20 protein-coding genes are annotated in these 18,234 nt (G+C 72.1%); 14 read left to right on the top strand and 6 right to left on the bottom strand.

Annotated elements, in window-relative coordinates; translation table 11 throughout:
• Positions 1 to 84 precede the first annotated feature (84 nt).
• On the top strand, positions 85 to 927 hold the full coding sequence (locus FF096_RS08310) for an ABC transporter ATP-binding protein (RefSeq protein WP_309222906.1): 843 nt from the start codon (positions 85 to 87) through the stop codon (positions 925 to 927).
• 81 nt (positions 928 to 1,008) lie between these two features.
• Complete coding sequence (locus FF096_RS08305) at positions 1,009 to 1,908, top strand: ribokinase (RefSeq protein WP_309222905.1); 900 nt, start codon at positions 1,009 to 1,011, stop codon at positions 1,906 to 1,908.
• Between the two features lie 36 nt (positions 1,909 to 1,944).
• On the opposite strand, the gene FF096_RS08300 is transcribed toward FF096_RS08305, so the two are convergent.
• Genes FF096_RS08300 through FF096_RS08290 form a run of 3 tightly spaced genes read right to left on the bottom strand, consistent with a single transcriptional unit; the run spans position 1,945 to position 3,665 of the window.
• A complete protein-coding gene (locus FF096_RS08300) occupies positions 1,945 to 2,616 on the bottom strand; it encodes a hypothetical protein (RefSeq protein WP_155215898.1) in 672 nt (223 codons plus the stop codon).
• 44 nt (positions 2,617 to 2,660) lie between these two features.
• A complete protein-coding gene (locus FF096_RS08295; protein WP_155215896.1) occupies positions 2,661 to 3,140 on the bottom strand; it encodes a DUF6232 family protein in 480 nt (159 codons plus the stop codon).
• A 48-nt stretch (positions 3,141 to 3,188) separates the two neighbouring features.
• A complete protein-coding gene (locus FF096_RS08290) occupies positions 3,189 to 3,665 on the bottom strand; it encodes a DUF6232 family protein (RefSeq protein WP_309222931.1) in 477 nt (158 codons plus the stop codon).
• 192 nt (positions 3,666 to 3,857) lie between these two features.
• Between FF096_RS08290 and FF096_RS08285 the strand changes: the two genes are divergently transcribed.
• Positions 3,858 to 4,631 carry an enoyl-CoA hydratase-related protein gene (locus FF096_RS08285; protein ID WP_309222904.1) on the top strand — a complete coding sequence of 258 codons (774 nt, stop codon included), beginning with the start codon at positions 3,858 to 3,860 and terminating at the stop codon, positions 4,629 to 4,631.
• 72 nt (positions 4,632 to 4,703) lie between these two features.
• Positions 4,704 to 6,326 (top strand): acetolactate synthase, encoded by a 1,623-nt coding sequence (locus tag FF096_RS08280; protein WP_155215892.1) that lies wholly within the window; start codon positions 4,704 to 4,706, stop codon positions 6,324 to 6,326.
• Positions 6,327 to 6,350: 24 nt separating this feature from the next.
• Here the strand turns inward: FF096_RS08280 and FF096_RS08275 are convergent, their stop codons facing one another.
• From FF096_RS08275 to FF096_RS08265, 3 genes are read right to left on the bottom strand one after another with little or no spacing between them, the layout of a single operon-like run.
• Positions 6,351 to 6,764: a PLD nuclease N-terminal domain-containing protein gene (locus tag FF096_RS08275; protein ID WP_155215890.1), complete on the bottom strand. Its 414-nt coding sequence runs from the start codon at positions 6,762 to 6,764 to the stop codon at positions 6,351 to 6,353.
• Between the two features lie 30 nt (positions 6,765 to 6,794).
• Complete coding sequence (locus tag FF096_RS08270; RefSeq protein WP_155215888.1) at positions 6,795 to 7,097, bottom strand: DUF202 domain-containing protein; 303 nt, start codon at positions 7,095 to 7,097, stop codon at positions 6,795 to 6,797.
• Positions 7,094 to 7,483, bottom strand: a complete 390-nt coding sequence (locus tag FF096_RS08265) for a DUF202 domain-containing protein (RefSeq protein ID WP_309222903.1) — start codon at positions 7,481 to 7,483, stop codon at positions 7,094 to 7,096. Before FF096_RS08265 ends, FF096_RS08270 begins: the two co-directional genes overlap by 4 nt.
• 41 nt (positions 7,484 to 7,524) lie before the next feature.
• Here FF096_RS08265 and FF096_RS08260 point away from each other — a divergent pair, with 41 nt between their 5' ends.
• From FF096_RS08260 to ligA, 10 genes are all read left to right on the top strand, one after another.
• Positions 7,525 to 8,322, top strand: a complete 798-nt coding sequence (locus tag FF096_RS08260; RefSeq protein WP_155215884.1) for a GNAT family N-acetyltransferase — start codon at positions 7,525 to 7,527, stop codon at positions 8,320 to 8,322.
• Positions 8,319 to 8,741, top strand: a complete 423-nt coding sequence (locus tag FF096_RS08255) for a hypothetical protein (RefSeq protein WP_375335307.1) — start codon at positions 8,319 to 8,321, stop codon at positions 8,739 to 8,741. The genes FF096_RS08260 and FF096_RS08255 overlap by 4 nt, the downstream gene beginning before the upstream one ends.
• A 122-nt stretch (positions 8,742 to 8,863) precedes the next feature.
• Positions 8,864 to 9,643 (top strand): electron transfer flavoprotein subunit beta/FixA family protein, encoded by a 780-nt coding sequence (locus tag FF096_RS08250; RefSeq protein ID WP_155215880.1) that lies wholly within the window; start codon positions 8,864 to 8,866, stop codon positions 9,641 to 9,643.
• A 12-nt stretch (positions 9,644 to 9,655) separates the two neighbouring features.
• Positions 9,656 to 10,615: an electron transfer flavoprotein subunit alpha/FixB family protein gene (locus tag FF096_RS08245; protein ID WP_155215878.1), complete on the top strand. Its 960-nt coding sequence runs from the start codon at positions 9,656 to 9,658 to the stop codon at positions 10,613 to 10,615.
• A gap of 351 nt (positions 10,616 to 10,966) precedes the next feature.
• Entirely contained in the window at positions 10,967 to 12,142 is a 1,176-nt protein-coding gene (locus tag FF096_RS08240; RefSeq protein ID WP_155215875.1) for a cysteine desulfurase family protein, read from the top strand.
• 48 nt (positions 12,143 to 12,190) lie between these two features.
• Positions 12,191 to 13,264 carry a tRNA 2-thiouridine(34) synthase MnmA gene (mnmA, locus tag FF096_RS08235; RefSeq protein WP_309222902.1) on the top strand — a complete coding sequence of 358 codons (1,074 nt, stop codon included), beginning with the start codon at positions 12,191 to 12,193 and terminating at the stop codon, positions 13,262 to 13,264.
• Between the two features lie 110 nt (positions 13,265 to 13,374).
• On the top strand, positions 13,375 to 14,373 hold the full coding sequence (locus tag FF096_RS08230) for a methionine synthase (protein ID WP_309222901.1): 999 nt from the start codon (positions 13,375 to 13,377) through the stop codon (positions 14,371 to 14,373).
• Between the two features lie 35 nt (positions 14,374 to 14,408).
• Positions 14,409 to 14,777, top strand: a complete 369-nt coding sequence (locus FF096_RS08225; protein WP_155215873.1) for a VOC family protein — start codon at positions 14,409 to 14,411, stop codon at positions 14,775 to 14,777.
• A gap of 168 nt (positions 14,778 to 14,945) precedes the next feature.
• Complete coding sequence (locus tag FF096_RS08220; RefSeq protein WP_155215871.1) at positions 14,946 to 15,947, top strand: ADP-ribosylglycohydrolase family protein; 1,002 nt, start codon at positions 14,946 to 14,948, stop codon at positions 15,945 to 15,947.
• 153 nt (positions 15,948 to 16,100) lie between these two features.
• Positions 16,101 to 18,233, top strand: coding sequence for an NAD-dependent DNA ligase LigA (gene ligA / locus FF096_RS08215; RefSeq protein ID WP_309222900.1), 2,133 nt, complete (start codon positions 16,101 to 16,103; stop codon positions 18,231 to 18,233).
• Position 18,234 lies beyond the last annotated feature (1 nt).

The raw sequence follows: 18,234 nt of genomic DNA, 5'->3' as shown, positions 1-18,234 counted from the left end.
GGTGAGCAACGACACGGCGCTTCACCCTACGGCGGGGGCACCGGCCCGTGGGGGCACCCCGGCGGTGCGTGGTTGGATGGGCTGGTGACTGGTGACCTGATCCCTGGCGCCGCCGGCGCAGCACCCGCCCCCTTGCCCGTGGACGCGGATCTGGTGGTCAGCCTCGACGGCGTCGCCGTACGCCGGTCCGGCACCGCCCTGCTGCACGATGTCGACTGGCGGGTGGAACTGGACGAACGCTGGGTGGTGCTGGGGCCGAACGGCGCCGGCAAGACCACCCTGCTCAACCTCGCGTCCGGCCGACTGCACCCGACCACCGGCACCGTGCACGTGCTGGGCGAACGGATCGGCCGCACCGACGTCATGGAACTGCGGACCCGGATCGGCCTGACCACCGCCGCACTCGCCGAGCGGCTGCCCGCCCAGGAGCGGGTCGTCGACGTGGTGATGACCGCCGCCTGGTCGGTGGTCGGCCGGTGGCGGGAGAGCTACGACGCGGCCGACGAGGCCCGCGCCCGGATGCTGCTGGAACAACTGGGAGCCGGCACGCTGGCCGACCGGGCGTACGGCACCCTGTCGGAGGGCGAACGCAAGCGGACGCAGATCGCCCGGGCGTTGATGACCGACCCGGAGCTGCTGCTGCTCGACGAGCCGGCGGCCGGGCTGGACCTGGGCGGTCGGGAGGACCTGGTCGCCCGCCTCGCCGCACTGGCGCAGGACCCGGACGCCCCGGCGATGGTGCTGGTCACCCACCACGTCGAGGAGATTCCGCCCGGCTTCACCCACGCGCTGCTGTTGCGTGACGGGGCCGTGATGGCGCAGGGTCTGCTGCACGACACCCTCACCGCCGACAACCTCACCAAGACCTTCGGGTTGCCGCTGCTCGTCGAGCGCAGCGGCGACCGCTACACCGCCCGCGCCGCCTGAGGCGTAAGGAAGGGCACCTTTTTAACGCCTGGTGTATAGGAAGGGCCCCTTCCTAACCATTGCAGCCCGCTGGAGGTGCCCGTGCGACAGACCCGCGTCGTGGTGGTGGGCAGCGCGAACATGGACCTGGTGGCCACCGCCGAGGAACTGCCCCGGCCGGGGGAGACCCGGCTCGGCACCGACTTCGTCACCGTGCCCGGCGGTAAAGGGGCCAACCAGGCCATCGCCGCGGCGAGGGCGGGTGCCGTCAGTGTCTTCCTCGGCGCGATCGGCTCGGACGCGTTCGGGGTGACCCTGCGGGCCCGGATCACCGCCGCCGGGGTGGACGCCGGGCACCTGCGTACCACCTACGGCGCGTCCGGGGTGGCCCTGGTGATGGTCAACGCGGCGGGGGAGAACGCGATCCTGGTGACTCCGGGGGCGAACACGTCACTAACCGACCTGACCGAGACCGAACTCGCCGCCGTACGCGACGCCGACGTCCTGGTGGCGCAGCTGGAGATCCCGGTGGAGACGGTGACCGCCGCCGCAGTGGCGGCCCAGGCCGCCGGTACCCGGGTGGTGCTCAACGCGGCACCGGCCGTCCCGTTGCCGCCGGAACTGCTCGCCGCCGTGGACCTGCTCGTGGTCAACGAGAACGAGGCACAGGCGTACACCGGACGAGGGCGGGAGGATCCGCATGCCCTGCTCGACCTGGTGCCCCGGGCGGTGTTGACCCTCGGCGCGGAGGGTGCCTGGTACGGCGACCGGGACGGCACGGCCGTACACGTACCGGCGGTCAAGGTGGACACGGTCGACTCGACGGCTGCCGGTGACGCCTTCACCGGTGCGCTCGCGGTGGCCTGGGGCGAGGGGCGTGACCTGCTGGACGCGGTCCGCTGGGCCTCGGCCGCCGGTGCGGCCTGCGTACGGCGGCTCGGTGCCAGCGTCTCGCTGCCCCACCGGGTCGAGATCGACGAGCTGTACGTACCCGGCGGGTGAGCGGCCGTCGACCGACGCCGCCGGGCGGGGTCGAGGTCAGCCGGCGTCGTCGTTGAGCTTCTCGCCCCGCCTGCGCAGCATGGACAGTCCGGGGATGCCCGCCACCGCGAGCTTGAGGTCCCGGGTGACGTCGAGCAGGTCGTGCAGGTCCGGGCCGACCCGGTCCAGGGTGGCCAGGATCGGCAGTACGTCGGCGGTGAGGTGTTGGCGTAGCTTCGGCAACTCGTCGACCAGCCGGATCGCCGCGGTGACCTCCTCGTGGCTGAGCTGCTCGACGAAGTGGTTGGCCATCGGGGCGGCACGCCGCAGCGCCGGTTCGTACGCCGACAGCAGCTCGGCGGCGGTGGCGGCGGCCTCGGCCGCGGTGCCGACCGTCTCGGCGGCCCGCCCGGCCACCGATCGCGCCGAGTCCACCACGACGGCCGCCGTGGCGGCCACCTCGGTGGCGGTGTCCACGGCGGCAGTGGCGGCAGCAGTGATCACCCCGACGTCACGGACCGCCGCCTCGGCGTCGGTGACCATCCGGTCGGTGCGGTCCAGGGTCTGCTCGACCCGGTCCACCACCCCGTTGATCCGGGCCAGCAACGCCTCCACCTCGTCGAGCACCGCGAAGGCGCGGCCGGGGATGGCGGCGAAGGAGGCGGCCTGGTCGAGGGCGGAACGGGTGAGACCGAGGACCGCGGTCGGCCGGGGAAGGGGGAGCGCCATGGATCAAGTGTGCGCCGCGTGGTCCACAGCCGCCGGACGAGGGGTCAACGATCGCCGTGCTGCTCGACCGCGCGCTGCACCGCCCGGTAGATCTGCCCGAAGCGCAGGGCGTCCGGCGTGCGCAGCACCATCACCTCCTGCCGCTGGTACTGCACCCACAGCTCCAGCACCCGGTTGCCGCGCTCGTAGGAGCGATCCAGCCAGCTGAGGGGTATCTCCAGGAACGGGACCAGGGCGAGCGGAACGATCACGCACGCGGCGAGGACGACCAGGGCCGGCAGCCACTCGCCCCGGTCCTGGGCGGACCAGGCCAGCGAGAGCACACAGATCAGCCCCACCAGCGGGGGTAGGGACAGCAGCAGGACCAGGACACCCCGACCGAGCACCCGGCCGCGTACGGCGAGTGTGGTGCGGCCCTTCGCGTGCCAGACGTAGGTGACGTCGGCGATCGGGATGACGTGCCCGCCGGCCCGGATCGCCTCGGAGGTCACCTGTACCGCGTCGTCCCGGTAATAGAGCGCCATCACTAAACTTAAGCACTGATGGGCAACTCTGCGCTGTCGTGCGGTTGCTCAGCGTCGGCGGGGTGGTATCGGCGGGCTGGTCTCCAGGGCGCGTTGCACGGCCCGGTAGATCTGGCCGAACCGCAGGGCGTCCGGGGTGCGGAGCAGTTGCACCGGGCGATCCCGCCACCGGATCCAGACCTCCCGCTGTCGGCTGCCCCGGGCGTAGGAGCGGTCGAGGTATTCGAAGAGGAAGTCGGCGACCGGCCCGACCGCGAGCCCGACCAGCACGGACGCTCCGATGATGGCGATCGTGACGGTGGTCGAGCGATCCAACCAGAGCGCCACCGCGACTCCGATGACGGCGGCCACCAGCGGGGCGACCATCGCGGCGCCGATGGCGCCCCGTCCGGCCAGTACTCGCCAGGAGAGGGTGCCGTGCTGGTGCCAGATCTCGCTGATCTCGGCCACGGGGTAGACCCGGCCCTCGACGGTCACGGCGGTCGAGGTGACCCGCACCAGCCGGTCGTCGTAGTAGGTGACCACCGGTCGGCTGTCGATCCGTCCGGGTGCCCTGCCGGGCTGGGTGGCCGACGTCGCCGCGCGGCGACCGCGCGGCTCGGCTTGACGAGGGTTCATCGTGCGACTCCCGGCTGACGGGCTGGCACCAGACTACCTACCCCAACGAGGCGGGTCGTAAGGTTGGCACGCGACTTCGACGAGGAAGTGAGGCTCAGCGTGGGCGAGTTCGTGCGGCTGGAGACCAGGGACGGCATCGGCACCATCCGGCTGGAGCGACCGCCGATGAACGCCCTCAACACCCAGGTGCAGGAGGAGTTGCGCGCCGCCGCGACCGCCGCCACCGCCGACAGCGGCGTCCGTGCCGTCATCGTGTACGGCGGGGAGAAGGTCTTCGCCGCCGGGGCGGACATCAAGGAGATGGCCGACATGTCCTACGTGGACATGGCGGAGCGGGCCGCGGACCTGTCCAGCGCGCTCGGTGCCATCGCCCGGATCCCCAAGCCCGTCGTCGCCGCGATCACCGGCTACGCCCTCGGCGGCGGCTGCGAGTTGGCGTTGGCCTGTGACTGGCGGGTGGTGGCCGAGGACGCCAAGCTTGGGCAGCCCGAGATCAAGCTCGGCATCATCCCCGGCGCGGGGGGCACCCAACGGCTGGCCCGGCTCGTCGGGCCGGCCCGCGCCAAGGATCTGATCATGTCGGGTCGGATGGTGGACGCGCAGGAGGCGCTGCGGATCGGCCTGGCCGACCGGGTCGCTCCGGCGGCCGAGGTGTACGACACGGCGGTGGCGATGGTCCGGCCGTACCTGAACGGGCCGGTCCAGGCGTTGCGGGCGGCGAAGCTCGCCGTCGACGGTGGCCTGGACATGGATCTGACCTCCGGCCTGGCCTGGGAGAGTCAACTCTTCGCGGCGCTGTTCGCCACTGACGACCGGCGCGAGGGGATGGCGGCGTTCGTGGCGAAGCGGAAGCCGGACTTCACCGGGCGCTGAGTGCAAGGAAGTTCACATTCCTCCTACCGGCCAGTAGCGTGTGACTCCGGTCAGCGACGAGAAGGAGCGGGAATGACGGAGCGGATCGAAGGCCACGGTGGGGAACTCGCCCTCGCGGCGCTGCGCGCGTACGGGGTGCGGGAGATGTTCACCCTCTCCGGCGGGCACGTGTTCCCGCTCTACGACGCCGCGCACAAGACCGACTTTCCGATCTACGACGTGCGGCACGAGCAGTCGGCCGTCTTCGCCGCCGAGGCGGTGGCGAAGCTCCAGCGTCGGCCGGGGCTGGCCGTACTCACCGCCGGTCCCGGCGTGACCAACGGCATCTCCGGGCTCACCAGCGCCTTCTTCAACGCCTCACCGGTGATGGTGATGGGTGGTCGGGCCCCGCAGTTCCGGTGGGGCTCGGGCAGCCTCCAGGAGATGGACCACCTTCCACTGGTCGCCCCGGTCACCAAGCACGCGGAGACGGTGTTCAGCGCCGACGACATCCCTCAGGCGGTGGCCAACGCGCTGACCGTCGCCCTCACCCCGCACCGGGGCCCGGTGTTCCTCGACTTCCCGTTGGAGGCGATCTTCTCGGTCGGTGACGCGCAGGTGCCGGCCGGCCCGCGACTCGCCCCCCTCGACGCCGATCCCGACGAGGTGGCGCGTGCCGCGGACCTGATCGCCGGCGCGGCCCGCCCGGTGATCATCGCCGGTTCGGACGTCTGGACCGGCGACGCGGTGGACGAGCTGCGGGCGGCGGCCGAGGCGTTCACCGTGCCGGTCTTCACCAACGGGATGGGGCGCGGTGCCCTGCCGCCGGAGCACCCCCTGGCCTTCGCCAAGGCGCGTCGGGTGGCCCTGTCCAACGCCGACGTGGTGGTGGTGATCGGCACCCCGCTGGACTTCCGGCTCTCCTTCGGCGACTTCGGCGATGCCCAGGTGGTGCACATCGTCGACGCGCCCAGCCAACGCGCCGGTCACGTGCAGCCCGCCGCCGCCCCCGCCGGCGACCTGCGCGCCATCCTCACCGCCGTGGCCGAGCACCCCGGCGACCGGGTCGACCACGACGACTGGATCGCCCAGCTGCGCACCGCGGAGGACGCCGCGCGGGCCCGTGACGCCGAGGAGATGGCCGCCGAGACCGACCCGATCCGCCCGGCCCGCATCTACGGCGAACTGCGCAAGGTACTCGACCGCGACGCGGTGACCATCGGCGACGGCGGCGACTTCGTCTCGTACGCCGGGCGTTACCTGGAGCCGGCCCAGCCCGGCACCTGGCTCGACCCCGGCCCGTACGGCTGCCTCGGCACCGGCATGGGCTACGCCATGGGCGCCCGGGTCACCCACCCGGACCGGCAGATCTGCGTGCTCATGGGCGACGGCGCGGCCGGCTTCTCACTGATGGACGTGGAGTCGCTGGCCCGGCAGAAGCTCCCGGTGGTCATCGTGGTCGGCAACAACGGCATCTGGGGCCTGGAGAAGCATCCGATGCGGGCCATGTACGGCTACGACGTGGCCGCCGACCTCCAGCCCGAGCTGCGGTACGACCAGGTGGTCGGTGCGCTCGGCGGGGCGGGTGAGACGGTCGCCAAGGCCGCCGACCTGGGCCCGGCCCTGCAACGGGCCTTCGACGCCGGAGTGCCGTATCTGGTCAACGTGCTCACCGACCCGGCCGACGCGTACCCCCGCTCCTCGAACCTGGCCTGAGCCGCGACGCCCCCGCCCCGGCCGCTACACCTCGGGGCGGGGTTCCCCGCGTGGCGGCTCGCCCTCACGCTTGCGTAGGTCGTCCTCGCGTCGGCGGAGGTCCTCCTCCCAGCGGCGGAAGAGTTCCTGATCCTCCTTGCGGGAACGTTCCTCGATCGAGCGCAGGAACTCCGGATCGTCGTCGGGAGCGACCGGCCGGGAACGCTCGGCCGGTCGTGCGCCCGGCGCCCAGGAGGTGGACCCGCCGACGGCCGTACGCTCCCGCCCGGCGACGAACCAGGCGATCGAGCCGACCAGCGGGAAGAACAGGATGATCAGCAGCCAGGCGATCCGGGGGAGGTGGCGGATGCCGTCCTCCTCGGCGGAGAGGCAGCTGATCAGGGCGCAGACGGCGAGAACGACCTGCACCAGGAAGAGGAGGATGTACAGCCGGGCCATGTGACCATCATGACCTACCTCGCGCAGCGGTCACAGCCCGCGCAGCACCAGCAGCGTGCCGAGGAGCGCGAATCCGGCGGCGGCCAACCCCACCAGGGCGACCTGTCGGCCGCCGACCCGCGCCACACCACTGCCGGTTCCCCGTCGCCAACAGAGCGTGATGACCACTCCCCAACCGAGGATCGCCACCGCCGCCGGGCCGGCGCCGCCCCGGCCGCCGATGAGCGCGAGCCGGACGGTCAGCAGCGTCACCACGGTCAGGGCGAGCAGGGTGCGTCGCCAGGCCAACCGGGTGCGTTCGGGTTGCAGCCCCGGGTCGCGGACCATCGTCATTCGTTGATCGCGCCGGCCAGCACTGCCACCACCAGTGACAACGCGCCGAGACCGACGATCAGGGCCAGCACGGCCGGAAAACGGGACGCGGGCAATTCCTGGCCGAGCCGGATGGCCCGTTCGGTGCGGGCCCAGTGGTCCACGGCCCGGATCGCGACGGTGCCGCCGAGCAGCATCAACGACACGGCGATGGCCTCGCGCAGGTGGACCAGGGACAGGGTGGGCAGGAACTGTGCGGCGGCGAGTCCACCGGCGATCAACGCCAGTCCGGTCCGCAACCAGGCCAGGAAGGTTCGCTCGTTGGCCAGCGAGAAGCGGTAGTCGGGGGTGTCGCCCACCGACCGCAACTCCTGCTGGTCGAACCAGTTCCTGATCATTTGCCACACCCTGGTGATTATCCGGTGCCCAGCGGGAATAGTGCGCAAGCATGACGGATCTTGACCCGATCACCCTGCGTGCGGCGTACGACACCCAGTTGCGGCCGGACCTGCCGCGCCCGGTGCCCGACGACGTGCTGGTGGAGCCCGACGGCCCGGTGTTCCGGGTGCTGGGGCTGGACCAGCGGGGCATGGTGACCTACCGCGATCTCGGCGGGCTGACCGGTGCCGACCTCGACGAGTTGATCGCCCGGCAGGTGGCGGTGTCCCGCGAGCGGGGCGAGCCGATCGAGTGGAAACTGCACGGACACGACGAACCGGCCGACCTGCCGCAGCGCCTGCGAGCCGCCGGTTTCGTGCCGGAGGACCAGGAGACCGTCGTGGTCGGCCCGGTCGCGCCGCTGGCCTCCACCCTGCCGGTGGTGCCCGAGGGCGTACGCCTGCGCGAGGTGACCGGGCGGGCGGACCTGGACCGGATCGCGGAGCTGAAGACACAGGTGTGGGGGCGTGACCTGAGCGCGCTGGCCGACGGGCTGGAACGGGAGATCGCCGCTGATCCGCAGGCGATCACGGTCGTGGTGGCCGAGGCGGACGCGACGATGGTGAGCGCCGGTTGGGTGCGGTATCCGGCGGGCAGCACGTTCGCCACGCTGTGGGGTGGTTCCACCCTGCCGCGGTGGCGGCGGCAGGGCATCTACCGGGCGCTGGTCAGCTACCGGGCCCGGTTGGCCGGGGCGCGAGGGCGAGCGTTGGTGCAGGTGGACGCGGCGGAGACGAGCCGTGGTGTGCTGGAGCGGCTCGGACTCGTCCCGGTCACCACCACCACTCCCTACGTCTACACTCCGTGATCATGAGCCAGCGGCTGACGGACGACGAGATGATGACCCTGAAGACCGGGGCGTTCGGCGCGGTGCTCATGGTGTCGAACGCCGACCCGGGGCTGCTCGCGCTGTTCCGCGAGAGCTTCGCGGCCTCCGGTGCGATCGCGGACGCCAGCGGCGTGGTGAAGGCGGCGCTGACCGGCGGCCCGTTGCCGAAGCTGCCGCGCGACTCGGCGCTGGAGGTGGAGTCGGTGGTGCTGCCGGCGTTGCGCCGGGGGATCGAGATCCTGGCCGAGAAGGTCCCGCAGGACGTCCCGGTGTATCGGGACGTGGTGTTGGCCGCGGCTGAGCGTGCGGCCCGCGCCCACGACGGCGTCAGCCCGGCCGAGGCCGAGGTCATCGGCCGGATCAGGGGCGTGCTGGGCACCGATGCTACTGGCAGGTAACATGACGTCGTGGGCAACCGCACAACAGCCCACGGTTGACCGGACGGCACCGCACGCGCGAGGCTGCGCCCAGATCAGGGTGAAAACATCACATAACCACAGCAGGAGGGTCGTCGAAGGCGATGAACATCGTCGTACTCGTCAAGCAGGTGCCTGATTCGGGCGCGGACCGCAACCTGCGTACTGACGACAACACAGTCGACCGCGGTTCGGCGAACAACGTCATCAACGAGATGGACGAGTATGCCATCGAGGAGGCGTTGAAGATCAAGGAGGCGCACGGCGGCGAGGTGACGATCCTGACCATGGGGCCGGACCGGGCGACCGAGTCGATCCGCAAGGCGCTGTCGATGGGCCCGGACAAGGCGGTGCACGTGGTGGACGACGCCCTGCACGGTTCCTGCGCGGTCGCCACCTCGAAGGTGCTCGCCGCCGCCCTCGGGCAGCTCAACGCCGACCTGGTGCTCTGCGGCTCGGAGTCGACCGACGGGCGGGTGCAGGTGATGCCGCACATGCTCGCCGAGCGACTCGGCGTCGCGGCGCTGACCGGTGCGCGCAAGCTCACGGTCGACGGAACCACGCTGACCGTGGAGCGGCAGACGGAGGAGGGCTACGAGGTCGTCACGGCCTCGACCCCGGCCATCGTCTCCGTGTGGGACACCATCAACGAGCCCCGGTACCCGTCGTTCAAGGGCATCATGGCCGCCAAGAAGAAGCCGGTGCAGACGCTCTCCCTGGCCGACCTGGGCGTGGCCGCGAACGAGGTCGGCTTCGACGGAGCGACCAGCACCGTGGTGGAGCACAGCAAGCGCCCGCCGCGTTCGGGTGGCGTCAAGGTCACCGACGAGGGCTCCGGCGGCACGCAGCTCGTCGAGTTCCTCGCCACCGAGAAGTTCGTGTGAGGGGTGTGGGACATGTCTGAGGTTCTCGTCGTCGTCGAAGCCACCACGGAGTTCGGCGTCAAGAAGGTCACCCTGGAGATGCTCACCCTCGCGCGTGAGCTGGGCACCCCGTCGGCGGTGGTGCTCGGTGGCGCGGGTGCGGCCGAGGCGCTCGCGGGCAAGCTGGGCGAGTACGGCGCGGAGAAGATCTACGCCGCCGAGGGTGAGGAGATCGACGGCTACCTGGTGGCGCCGAAGGCCACCGTCGTCGCCGACCTGGTCAAGCGGGTGCAGCCGACCGCCGTCCTGCTCGCCTCCTCGCAGGAGGGCAAGGAGATCGCGGCCCGGCTGGCGGTCAAGTTGGACAACGGCATCCTGACCGACGTGGTGGCTCTGGCCGCCGACGGCACCGCCACCCAGGTGGCCTTCGCCGGGTCGACCATCGTCAAGTCCAAGGTCACCCGGGGCCTGCCGCTGGTCACCGTCCGGCCGAACTCGGTCAACCCGACGCCGGCCGCGGCCACCCCCACGGTCGAGCAGCTCACCGTCACCGTCACCGACAGCGACAAGCTGGCCAAGGTGGTCGACCGGGTGGCCGAGCAGAAGGGTTCCCGCCCCGAGCTCACCGAGGCCGGCGTGGTCGTCTCCGGTGGTCGCGGTGTCGGCAACGCCGACAACTTCAAGCTGGTCGAGGAACTGGCCGACCTGCTGGGCGGCGCCGTCGGCGCCTCCCGGGCCGCGGTCGACTCCGGTTTCTACCCGCACCAGTTCCAGGTGGGGCAGACCGGCAAGACCGTCTCCCCGCAGCTCTACATCGCGCTGGGCATCTCCGGCGCGATCCAGCACCGGGCGGGTATGCAGACCTCGAAGACCATCGTCGCGGTCAACAAGGACGGCGAGGCGCCGATCTTCGAACTGGCCGACTTCGGGGTGGTCGGCGACCTGTTCAAGGTCGTCCCGCAGGCCGCCGAGGAGATCCGCAAGCGTAAGTGACACGTACGCGACCAGCCGCCGTCCCGACCGGGAGGGCGGCTGCGTCGTCTGCGCGCGGGAACTGATCGGCGGGCCGGGGAGCTGAACCGGCCCGCCGATCAGCCCGTCAGGGAGCCCCTCGACAGGCTGTCACCGGAGTGGGCGGTGCATACCTCGTAGTACCCCGGTACGGCCGGGAGATTCGCCACGTGCAGGTGCAACTCGCCACTGTCCGGCACCCGGCGGCAGGCGGAGTCGAGCCGTACGCCGACAGGGGAGCGCTCGCCACCACCGTCGGCTCGGCGGGCGTAACGTCCCGCCAGGTAATCCGGACTGCGGTCGGCACCGCAGTGGTCGTTAGGCTGGACCGTGATGGCTTACCTGGATCATGCCGCGACCACTCCGATGCTCGACGAGGCACTGGAGGCGTACGTCGCGACCGCCCGCGAGGTCGGCAACGCGTCTTCCCTGCACGCGTCCGGTCGGCGTGCCCGCCGCCGGGTGGAGGAGTCGCGGGAACGGGTGGCCGCCGCGTTGGGTGCCCGGCCGTCTGAGGTGATCTTCACTGGTGGTGGCACGGAGAGTGACAACCTCGCGGTGAAGGGCATCTTCTGGGCGCGCCGGGACGCCGACGCCATGCGGCGCCGGGTGATCTCCAGTGCCGTCGAGCACCACGCTGTCCTCGACGCGGTGGACTGGCTGGAACGGCACGAGGGCGCCGAGGTGGGCCGGCTGCCCGCCGACGGGGTGGGCCGGCTGCACCCGGACGCGCTCCGGGCCGAGTTGGCCGAGCACGGTGACCGGGCGGCCGTGGTCACCGCCATGTGGGCCAATAACGAGGTCGGCACCGTCCAGCGGATCGGTGAGCTGGCGGCGGTGGCCGCCGAGTACGGGGTGCCCTTCCACACCGACGCCATCCAGGCGGTCGGTCAGGTGCCGGTCGACTTCGCCGCCAGCGGCGTCGCCGCGCTCACCGTCACCGGGCACAAGCTCGGGGGACCGGTCGGGGTCGGCGCGTTGCTGCTCGGCCGGGACGTGGCGGCGGTACCGCTGCTGCACGGCGGGGGACAGGAGCGCGACGTGCGCTCCGGCACCCTCGACGCGGCCGGCATCGTCGCCTTCGCGGTCGCCGTCGAGGCGGCCGTCAAGGGCCAACAGGAGTACGCGACCGGGCTGGCCGCGCTCCGCGACGACCTGGTGCGGCGGGTCCGGCAGGCCGTCCCCGAGGTCGTCTTCAACGGTGACCCGACCGATCGGCTGCCCGGCAACGCGCACTTCTCGTTCCCCGGTTGCGAGGGGGACGCGCTGCTGCTCCTGCTGGACGCCCAGGGCATCGCCTGCTCGACCGGTTCGGCCTGCTCGGCCGGGGTGGCGCAGCCCTCCCACGTGTTGCTGGCGATGGGGGCGGACGACGACCGGGCGCGCTCCTCGCTGCGGTTCTCCCTCGGCCACACCAGCACCACCGCCGACGTCGACGCGCTCATCGCCGCCCTCCCGGGTGCGGTGGAGCGGGCCCGGCGGGCGGCGGGGCCGCGTACTCCCCGCTGAGCCGGTGACCGGGCGGGGATAGGCTCGGTGGGAAGGGAGAGTGGTCCGGTGAGGGTGTTGGCGGCGATGTCCGGCGGCGTGGATTCGGCCGTGGCGGCGGCACGGGCGGTGCAGGCCGGGCATGACGTGACCGGCGTGCACCTGGCGCTGGCCCGAAACCCGCAGACGTACCGCACCGGCGCGCGGGGCTGCTGCACCCTGGAGGACTCGCGGGACGCTCGGCGGGCCGCTGACGTGCTCGGCATCCCGTTCTACGTCTGGGACATGGCCGACCGCTTCCACGCCGACGTGGTCGACGACTTCGTCGCCGAGTACGCGGCGGGGCGTACCCCCAATCCGTGCCTGCGCTGCAACGAGAAGATCAAGTTCGCGGCGGTGCTGGACCGCGCGGTGGCCCTCGGTTTCGACGCGGTGGTGACCGGTCATCACGCCCGGCTCGGTGCCGACGGTCTGCTGCGCCGCAGCGTCGACGCGGCCAAGGACCAGTCGTACGTGCTGGCCGTGCTCACCCGTGAGCAGCTGGACCGTTCGATCTTCCCGCTCGGCGACTCGACCAAGGCTCAGGTCCGGCAGGAGGCCGCCGACCGTGGCCTCGCCGTCGCCGACAAGCCGGACTCGCACGACATCTGCTTCATCGCCGACGGGGACACCCGAGGCTTCCTGGCCCAGCGCCTCGGTGAGACCCCCGGCGACGTGGTCGACGCGACCACCGGCGCGGTGGTGGGACAGCACGCCGGAGCGTACGCGTACACGGTGGGGCAGCGACGTGGCCTGCACCTGGACCGGCCGGCACCGGATGGTCGGCCCCGCTATGTGCTCTCCATCACTCCTAAGACGAACACCGTAACCGTCGGCCCGGCGGAGGCGTTGGAGGTTTCCACGGTCCGGGCCGTCCGTCCGGTCTGGACCGGTGGCCAGCGGCCCGACGGCCCGATCGAGTGCGAGGTTCAGCTGCGCGCCCACGGCGTCGTGGTCCCCGCCGCCGTCACGGTCGACGGCGACCGCCTCCACGCCGAGCTGCGCCAGCCGGTGCGGGGGGTGGCCGCCGGGCAGGCCATCGTCGCCTACCGCCCCGACCCGGCAGGCGACATCGTGCTAGGTTCCGCCACCATCACCGACTGACCGCCCCTTCGCCGAGTTGACCAAGAGGTTTTCGTCTCCGGCACGCCCGATTCCAGACCAGAACTTCTTGATCAACAAGTGTCGGGGTCGGTGGCGGGTAGTCTGCGGTGGTGAGTGAGCAGGGGTTGCCGTGGGGAATGGGGGCGGCGACGGGTGTCGGGTCGTTGCCCGGCACCGACATCGCCGAGGCGCAGCGGATCGTTCTCGGTGAGCTGCCCGATCTGCCTCATCTGCCGGAACTGCCGGCCCGGGGGCCGGGTGCCGATCTGATCGGGCGCACCGGCGGTCTGCTGGTGGAGCTGCCGATCGAGCTGTACGCCGCGCGGTGGCGGGTGGCTCCCCGTCCGGGGCGGGATCTGCGTCGGGCCCGTGACCTGATGGAACGCGACCTGGACCAGCTCGCCGAGCAGGCCGAGGAGTACGCCGGCCCGATCAAGATCCAGGCGGCGGGTCCGCTGACCCTGGCCGCCTCGGTCGAGCTGCCGATCGGTGGGCGGATGCTGCGCGACCCCGGCGCGGTACGCGACCTGGCCGCCTCGCTGGCCGAAGGGCTGCGCGGCCACGTCGAGGCGGTGACCCGCCGGCTGCCGCAGGCGTCGGTGCTGCTCCAACTCGATGAGCCGTCCCTGCCGGCGGCGCTGACCGGCCGGGTGCCCACCGAGAGCGGCCTCGGCACCTATCGGGCGGTGGAGACGGGTGACGCTCGTACGCTGCTGGGCACGGTGATCGAGGCGGCCGGGGTGCCGACCGTGGTGCACTGCTGTGCCCCGAACGTGCCGCTGGAGTTGCTCCGTTCCGCCGGGGCGATCGGCGTCGCGCTCGACCTGAGCCTGGTGACCGACCTCGACCCGCTCGGTGAGGCGCTCGACACCGGGTTCGGGCTGCTGGCTGGTGCCGCGCCGACGGCGTCGACCGGTCGCGCGCCCACCTCCGCCGACCTCGCCGACCGGGTACGCACCCTCTGGGACCGCCTCGGCTTCCCCCGCCGCCGCCTCGCCGAGCAGGTGGTGGTGACCCCCGCCTGCGGTCTGGCCGGGGCGGACGTGGCCTACACCCGGGCGGTCCTCGCGGCCTGCCGGGACGCCGGGCGGCGGCTCGCCGAGGAATGAGTTTTCGGTCGTACCCATCGGGCATCATCCTCGACATGATTGGACAGCTGCGTTCGACGGTGATCGACTGCCCAGATCCGCGTGCGCTGGCCGGCTTCTACTCGGAGCTGCTCGGCGTGCCGCTGATCGAGGACAACTCCGACGGTAACGACTGGGTGGTGCTCGGCGGGCCACCCGGTCACCTGCCACGACTGGCCTTCCAGCGGGCACCCGATCTGCGTCCGCCGGCCTGGCCCGATCCGGAGCGGCCCCAGCAGTTCCACCTCGACGTGACGGTGGACGACATCGAGGCAGCGGAGAAGGCGGTCCTGGCCCTGGGCGCCCGCCGGCTCCCCGGCGACGGTGAGGGATTCCGGGTGTACGCCGACCCGGCCGGTCACCCGTTCTGCCTCTGCTGGGACTGACCGCCCCGGCTCCGCCGACGACCGGCGGCGACGCGGCCTGCCCTGGATACCGGGGTGGATTCCAGGGCAGTGCCGGTTCGCGCCGAGGTCGCCGGGCACCGGCAGCGCTGTCGGTCGCGGTACGTCCGGTGCTGCGCGGGCTGGCGACGGCGGGGCATCATCGCTTTCATGATCAGCCCTGCCTCTCGGCGCGCCGCCGGTTCGCTCTTCGGCCTGGCCTACGGCGACGCGCTCGGCAAACCCACCGAGTTCCTCACCGTCGCCGAGATCGACCGGCGGTTCGGTCCGAGCGGCCCCCGGGAGCTTGTCGGCGACCCGGCACTGGTCACCGACGACACCCAGATGGCGCTGGCGGTGGCCTGGGCGCTGCGGGACGCGCCGACGTACACCGCCGAGGCGGTGGAGCCGCTGCTGCGTCGTCGCTTCCTGGACTGGGCGGCCAGCCCGGACAACAACCGCGCGCCGGGGATGACCTGCCTGCGGGCCTGCGCCGAACTGTCCCGGGGGTTGCCCTGGCAGCAGGCCACCGAGGCCGGGTCGAAGGGGTGCGGGGCGAACATGCGGGTCACCCCGGTCGGGCTGCTCGACGTCGACCTCGACGTCCTCGCCGGGCTGGCCCAACTCCAGGCCGGTCTCACCCACGGGCATCCGACCGGCCTGGCGGCCAGCGAGCTGACCGCGTACGCGGTCCGGCTGCTGGTCGACGGTGCCGCGCCGGCCGACCTGCCGGGCCTGCTCGCCGTACGGTGCCAGCAACAGCATGGCGTCTACCGGGCCGACTGGCTCGGCGAGCTGTGGCGGCGAACGGATGCCGCCACGCCCGAGGAGTTCATCGCCCTGGGCTGGCACGAGTGCCGGCGGGCGCTGGCGCGACTCGACGCGGCGCTGGCGGCTCCGGACGACGGCGGTGACCCGTGCCGGCTCACCGGTGAGGGCTGGATTGCCGAGGAAGCCCTCGTGACGGCCCTGTACTGCGCCATCCGGCACGCCGACAGCCCGGTCGACGCGCTCGTCCGGGGTGCCCGGACCGCCGGTGACTCCGACTCGATCGCGGCCCTCGCCGGAGCCTTCGTCGGCGCGGCCCACGGCATGTCCGGCTGGCCGACCGAGTGGGCGGGGCGGATCGAGTACGCGGACCAACTCGCCGCGCTGGTCGAGGCGTACGCCTGACCCCACGGCGGACCGCCAGGGGCCGGTAACGCCGGGATCCGGTGACCGGCCGCGCGCAGCGCCGGTCGCGTGGCACGGTTGTCCCACCCGGGGACTACCGTGCGGAGGTAGCACGATCACGGGAGGTCGACGACGGTGTCCGAAGGCGGCAGGGTGTCCGAGGAAGCGGTTCCCCAGCAGGGCGATGCGGCGCAGGAGGCCGCCGGCCGCGAGCCGACGCCGCAGGCGCGGGAGCGGCACGCCACGCTCAGCCAGGAGCTGACCGAGCATCAGTACCGCTACTACGTGCTCGACTCGCCGACCATCTCCGACGCCGACTTCGATCGCCAACTGCGTGAGTTGGAGGCGCTGGAGGCGGAGTATCCCGCGTTGCGCACCCCGGACTCTCCGACCCAGCGGGTCGGCGGCACGTTCTCCACCGACTTCACCCCGGTCGCCCACGCGGAACGGATGATGTCGCTGGACAATGCCTTCGCCGACGAGGAACTGGTCGCCTGGGCGGAGCGGGTGGAGCGCGACGCCGGTGGTCCGGTGCCCTACCTGTGTGAGTTGAAGGTCGACGGGCTGGCGATCAACCTCACCTACGAAGGCGGCCGGTTGGTCCGGGCGGCCACCCGGGGCGACGGTCGTACCGGCGAGGACGTCACCGCCAACGTGCGCAGCATCCGGGACGTCCCCAGCCGACTGACCGACTCGGCGGAGTTCGGGCCGCCGCCCGAGTTCATCGAGGTGCGTGGCGAGATCTACTTCCCGGTGGCCGGCTTCGCCGACCTCAACGCGGGCCTGGTGGCGCAGGGCAAGGCCCCGTTCGCCAACCCGCGCAACGCCGCCGCCGGCAGCCTGCGGCAGAAGGATCCGCGTGTCACCGCCTCCCGACCGCTGCGCCTGGTGGTGCACGGCATCGGTGCCCGTCGCGGTTTCCAGCCGCGCGCCCAGTCCGAGTCGTACGCGGCGTTGAAGGCGTGGGGGTTGCCCACCAGCGACCGGTGGCGGGTGGTGCCCGACCTCGTCGGTGTGCGCGACTACATCGCGCACTACGCGGAGCACCGGCACGACGTCGAGCACGAGATCGACGGTGTCGTGGTGAAGGTCGACCCGGTGTCCATCCAGGGGCGGCTCGGGTCGACCAGCCGCGCACCCCGCTGGGCGATCGCCTTCAAGTACCCCCCGGAGGAGGTCAACACCAAACTGCTCGACATCGAGGTCGAGGTCGGGCGGACCGGTCGGGTCACGCCACGGGCGGTGCTCCAGCCGGTCCGGGTGGCCGGTTCCACAGTCGAGTACGCCACTCTGCACAACGCCCGCGAGGTCGAGCGCAAGGGGGTCCTGATCGGCGACACGGTGGTGATCCGCAAGGCCGGTGACGTGATCCCCGAGGTGCTCGGGCCGGTGGTCGACCTGCGCCCGCCGGACGCCCGACCGTTCGTCATGCCCACCAACTGCCCGGCCTGCGGCACCCCGCTCGCTCCCGCGAAGGAGGGCGACGTCGACATCCGGTGCCCCAACTCCCGCAGTTGCCCCGCGCAGTTGCGGGAGCGGGTGTTCCACCTGGCCGGGCGCGGCGCCTTCGACATCGAGGCGCTCGGCTACAAGAGCGCCGCCGCGCTGCTCGACGCGCAGATCATCACCGACGAGGGAGATCTGTTCTCCCTCGACGGCGAGCAGTTGGCCCGCTCGCCGTTCTTCGTCAACAAGGACGGCAGCCTTGGCGGCAACGCCATCAAGCTGCTCGACAATCTCGCCGCGGCCCGGGACCGCGACCTGTGGCGGGTGCTGGTGGGGCTCTCCATCCGGCATGTCGGGCCCACCGCAGCTCAGGCGTTGGCCCGGCACTTCCGCTCGATCGCGGCGATCGACAAGGCGACCGAGGAGGAACTCTCCTCAGTCGACGGTGTCGGCCCGACCATCGCGGCCAGCATCCGCGAGTGGTTCTCCGTCGACTGGCACCGCGAGGTGGTCCGCAAGTGGGCCGAGGCGGGTGTCCGGATGGCAGAGCCTGCGGTGGAGGAGGGGCCACGCCCGCTGGAAGGGGTGACCGTGGTGGTGACCGGCACGCTCGCCGGTTTCTCCCGCGACCAGGCCGCCGAGGCGATCCAGGCCCGGGGCGGCAAGGTCAGCGGCTCGGTGTCGAAGAAGACCGGGTTCGTGGTGGTGGGCGACAACCCCGGCAGCAAGGCGGAGAAGGCAGCCAGCCTGAAGGTGCCCGTGCTCGACGAGGAGGGCTTCCGCGTGCTGCTCGACGCCGGCCCCGAGGCGGCCCGGAAGGTGGCCCACGTCGAGGAGTGAC

The sequence above is a fragment of the Micromonospora sp. CP22 genome, from assembly GCF_009712475.1.
Classification (GTDB): Bacteria; Actinomycetota; Actinomycetes; order Mycobacteriales; family Micromonosporaceae; genus Micromonospora.
This window is presented reverse-complemented; position numbering and strand designations above follow the sequence as displayed.

Bases quoted from the DNA above. Each gene is read 5' to 3' on its own strand.
- FF096_RS08300 (WP_155215898.1), bottom strand. From the start codon at position 2,616: ATGGCGCTCCCCCTTCCCCGGCCGACCGCGGTCCTCGGTCTCACCCGT.
- FF096_RS08295 (WP_155215896.1), bottom strand. From the start codon at position 3,140: ATGGCGCTCTATTACCGGGACGACGCGGTACAGGTGACCTCCGAGGCG.
- FF096_RS08280 (WP_155215892.1), top strand. From the start codon at position 4,704: ATGACGGAGCGGATCGAAGGCCACGGTGGGGAACTCGCCCTCGCGGCG.
- FF096_RS08275 (WP_155215890.1), bottom strand. From the start codon at position 6,764: ATGGCCCGGCTGTACATCCTCCTCTTCCTGGTGCAGGTCGTTCTCGCC.
- FF096_RS08270 (WP_155215888.1), bottom strand. From the start codon at position 7,097: ATGACGATGGTCCGCGACCCGGGGCTGCAACCCGAACGCACCCGGTTG.
- FF096_RS08260 (WP_155215884.1), top strand. From the start codon at position 7,525: ATGACGGATCTTGACCCGATCACCCTGCGTGCGGCGTACGACACCCAG.
- FF096_RS08250 (WP_155215880.1), top strand. From the start codon at position 8,864: ATGAACATCGTCGTACTCGTCAAGCAGGTGCCTGATTCGGGCGCGGAC.
- FF096_RS08245 (WP_155215878.1), top strand. From the start codon at position 9,656: ATGTCTGAGGTTCTCGTCGTCGTCGAAGCCACCACGGAGTTCGGCGTC.
- FF096_RS08240 (WP_155215875.1), top strand. From the start codon at position 10,967: ATGGCTTACCTGGATCATGCCGCGACCACTCCGATGCTCGACGAGGCA.
- FF096_RS08225 (WP_155215873.1), top strand. From the start codon at position 14,409: ATGATTGGACAGCTGCGTTCGACGGTGATCGACTGCCCAGATCCGCGT.
- FF096_RS08220 (WP_155215871.1), top strand. From the start codon at position 14,946: ATGATCAGCCCTGCCTCTCGGCGCGCCGCCGGTTCGCTCTTCGGCCTG.